We start from the raw sequence: 3286 nt of genomic DNA on the forward strand, positions 1-3286 counted from the left end.
GCCGGGTAGGCCCGCCCCCAGCCCTGGGGTCAGGCCTGGGGGCGGGCCTACCCGGCGCCGCTGCCCCCGCAGGTCAACGGGCTCGCGATCGCCGCGCTCGTCCTGGGCCTCATGTGCCTGCTGCCGGGCGCGGGTCTGGTCCTCGGCGTCCTCGCCCTGGTGCAGATCAAGCGGAAGGGGGAGCGCGGCAAAGGTATGGCGGTGGCCGGAATCGCGCTGTCGGCGACCGGCGCACTGCTGATGACGCTCGCGCTCACCACGGGCGGCGCGCGCGACGCGTGGGACGGCTTCCGGGACGCGGCGAGCGGCGCGGGCACCACCTTCTCGGTGAAGAAGGGCGAGTGCTTCGACGCGCCGAACGGCTCCCTGGAGGGCTACGCGTACGACGTCGACGTGGTGCCGTGCGAGGGGAGGCACGACGCCGAGGTGTTCGCCGAGTTCCGGCTGCCGGAGGGGGAGTACCCGGGCGACGACGAGGTCGAGGACGCCGCCGGCGACCGGTGCTACGACCTGTCCGCCTCGTACGTCATGGACACCTGGGCGATGCCGGCCGACGTCGACGTGTACTACTACACGCCCACCCGGCAGAGCTGGCGGTACGGCGACCGCCAGGTGGCCTGCGTCTTCGGCAACGAGGACGCGGAGGCGGGCCTGACCGGCTCGCTGCGTCAGGACGGGACCACCCTCGACGCCGACCAGTTCGCGTTCCTCCAGGCCGACGCCCTCCTCAACGAGGCCTTCGAGGGCCTGCCCGACACGGACTACGTCAGCGACGACCTGCCCGCCCACAAGGCGTGGGCGCCCGATGTGGTCGACGCCCTGGAGCAGCAGGCGGCGGCCCTGCGGGCGCACGACTGGGAGCCCGGCGCCGAGAAGGCGGTGACCGCCTACGCCAAGGCCCTGGACCGGGCCCGCGAGGAGTGGCAGGGCGCCGCCGACGCGAGCGACGCCGACGAGTTCAGTGACCACTGGGACCGGGCGCACCGGCTGACCGACGGCCCCAAGGCTGTCACGGCCCCGAGGCTCTGGGTCTGGCCACCACTCCGGAGATCAGCGACGAGGAAGGCGCGGGCGAGGGCGACGGCGAGGGTGAGCCCCGCGCGCAGGTGTGACGGCGTCCATAGTGGGGAGAAAGTGCCTGCGTAAAGGCCTCCCCGGGCACATGTCATCACATCGAGTGATTCCTTGGCCTTTGCTTGCATGGCACAACCGACGGTTGCCAGGCTGTTGCTGTCTGTACAGCCTGATGGGAGCGGCCAGTGACTTTCGGTGAGCAGCCGGCGTACCTGCGTGTCGCGGGTGATCTCCGCAAGAAGATCGTGAACGGATCGCTGCCGCCGCACACCCGTCTCCCCTCCCAGGCGCGGATCCGCGAGGAGTACGGCGTCTCCGACACGGTCGCGCTGGAGGCGCGCAAGGTGCTCATGGCCGAGGGGCTGGTCGAGGGTCGCTCCGGATCGGGCACATATGTGCGGGAGCGGCCGGTGCCGCGCCGGGTGGCCCGCTCCGGGTTCCGCCCCGTCGGCGGGGCCACACCGTTCCGGCAGGAGCAGGCCGACGTCGCCGCCCGCGGCACCTGGGAGTCGCGCAGCGAACAGGTCGAGGCGAGCGGCGCGATCGCGGAGCGGCTGGCCATCCAGCCCGGGGACCGGGTGATGTGCACGAAGTACACGTTCCGGGACGCGGGCGAGGTGATGATGCTCTCCACCTCCTGGGAGCCCCTCGCCCTCACCGGGCGGACCCCCGTGATGCTCCCCGAGGAGGGCCCGCTCGGCGGAATGGGGGTCGTCGAGCGCATGGCCGCGATCGACGTGATCGTGGACAACGTCACGGAGGAGGTCGGCGCCCGCCCCGGCCTCGCGGAGGAACTCCTCGCCCTGGGCGGCGTCCCCGGACATGTCGTCCTGGTCGTGCAGCGGACGTACTTCGCCTCGGGCCGCCCGGTGGAGACGGCGGACGTGGTGGTGCCGGCCGACCGGTACCGGGTCTCCTACCACCTGCCGGTCAAGTGAGCGACGCCATCGGCCCGTCGGAGCCTGTCCGTCCGTCGGGGTCTGCCCGCCCGTCCCGGGATTCTGTGGATTCCGTGTGTATCGGACGGTGACGCGGGCATGGGTCAAGTGGCCTTTGCCTGAGGGAAGTTGGAGGCGTCGGGGCTTTCGGGGGCGTCCGAACACCGTTCGAATCCGGTCGTTCTTGCCGTCGGGCGGTGGTGTGCCCGGATGGCCTCCCGGTATGCCCTAGAGGCGCTGGACGGCTGCTCGTTGGGGCGCGAAAAGGCGCACGGGTGGTGAGCGGCGGCGCGTTCGACGGGGTGCGCCCCTCTCATCTTGGCTTGTTGCGTACCTCTTTGTGAAAAGACGGATTCGCTGCGTAAAGGTTAGGCGTACGCTCGGGCATATGCGGATTGCGGTTTCCTTAGGTGGCGGGGTGCGGCGGAATCCGGGGACGGGACTCGGATCGGCCGAGGCGGGAAGGAGCGGTGGGGGTCGATGAACGACGGCACGATCACTCTTCCCTGGCTCGTCATAAGGCAGGACGACAACGGCAATCGCTATCGCGTCGGCCGGTACGCGACCCGCGCCGAGGCGCAGAAGATCGCGGACAGCCTCGACAGTCGCGGACACAAGCAGCTCTACTGGGTCGAGCGCATCGGGCAGAACGGCCAGAACGGCCAGAGTGGGAGCAAGTGATTCACCCCGCCCGACGCCTCCGTCCGCTCCCGTAGGCTCCCGCGCATGACCGAACCGATCGTGGTGGTGGGTGCCGCCCTGCTGAAGGACGGCCGGCTGCTCGCTGCGCGTCGCAGCGCGCCGCCCGAGCTGGCCGGACGCTGGGAGTTGCCCGGCGGCAAGGTGGAGCCCGGCGAGCCCCCCGAACAGGCCCTCGTGCGGGAGCTGCGCGAGGAGCTCGGCGTCGAGGCGAAGTCCGCCGAGCGGGTGCCGGGGGAGTGGCCGGTGGGCTCCGGCTATGTCCTGCGCGTCTGGATCGCGCATCTTCTCTCCGGGGAGCCCCGGCCCCTGGAGGACCACGACGAGCTGCGCTGGCTCAGCGCGGACGAGGTGTGGGACGTCGACTGGCTCGACCAGGACGTTCCGGCCGTGATGGAGACCGTGCGGCTGGCCTGGGGCCCCGGGGGCGTCTGAGCGCGCTGTTTCGGCGGAGCCGCCCCCGTTTCCCGGTCGCGCCCGACGTGCTTGCCTTCTCGCCGCGCCCCTACCGCCCTTCTCGCCGCGCCCCTACCGCCCTTCTCGCCGCGCCCCTACCGCCCTTCTCGCCGCGCCCC

4 protein-coding genes are annotated in these 3286 nt (G+C 71.6%); all 4 read left to right on the forward strand.

Going from position 1 to position 3286, the window contains the following annotated elements; translation table 11 throughout:
- Window positions 1-111 precede the first annotated feature (111 nt).
- The 4 genes from AOK23_RS16125 to AOK23_RS16140 all read left to right on the forward strand — a co-directional run bounded on the left by AOK23_RS16125 (window position 112) and on the right by AOK23_RS16140 (window position 3146).
- Window positions 112-1146 carry a DUF4190 domain-containing protein gene (locus tag AOK23_RS16125; RefSeq protein ID WP_240496410.1) on the forward strand — a complete coding sequence of 345 codons (1035 nt, stop codon included), beginning with the start codon at window positions 112-114 and terminating at the stop codon, window positions 1144-1146.
- Window positions 1147-1259: 113 nt separating this feature from the next.
- Entirely contained in the window at window positions 1260-2012 is a 753-nt protein-coding gene (locus AOK23_RS16130; protein WP_055538431.1) for a GntR family transcriptional regulator, read from the forward strand.
- 480 nt (window positions 2013-2492) lie between these two features.
- Complete coding sequence (locus AOK23_RS16135; protein WP_055713409.1) at window positions 2493-2693, forward strand: SPOR domain-containing protein; 201 nt, start codon at window positions 2493-2495, stop codon at window positions 2691-2693.
- Window positions 2694-2738: 45 nt separating this feature from the next.
- Window positions 2739-3146, forward strand: coding sequence for a (deoxy)nucleoside triphosphate pyrophosphohydrolase (locus tag AOK23_RS16140; protein ID WP_055713410.1), 408 nt, complete (start codon window positions 2739-2741; stop codon window positions 3144-3146).
- Window positions 3147-3286: the final 140 nt, after the last annotated feature.

This window comes from Streptomyces torulosus (assembly GCF_001419765.1).
Classification (GTDB): domain Bacteria; phylum Actinomycetota; class Actinomycetes; order Streptomycetales; family Streptomycetaceae; genus Streptomyces; species Streptomyces torulosus.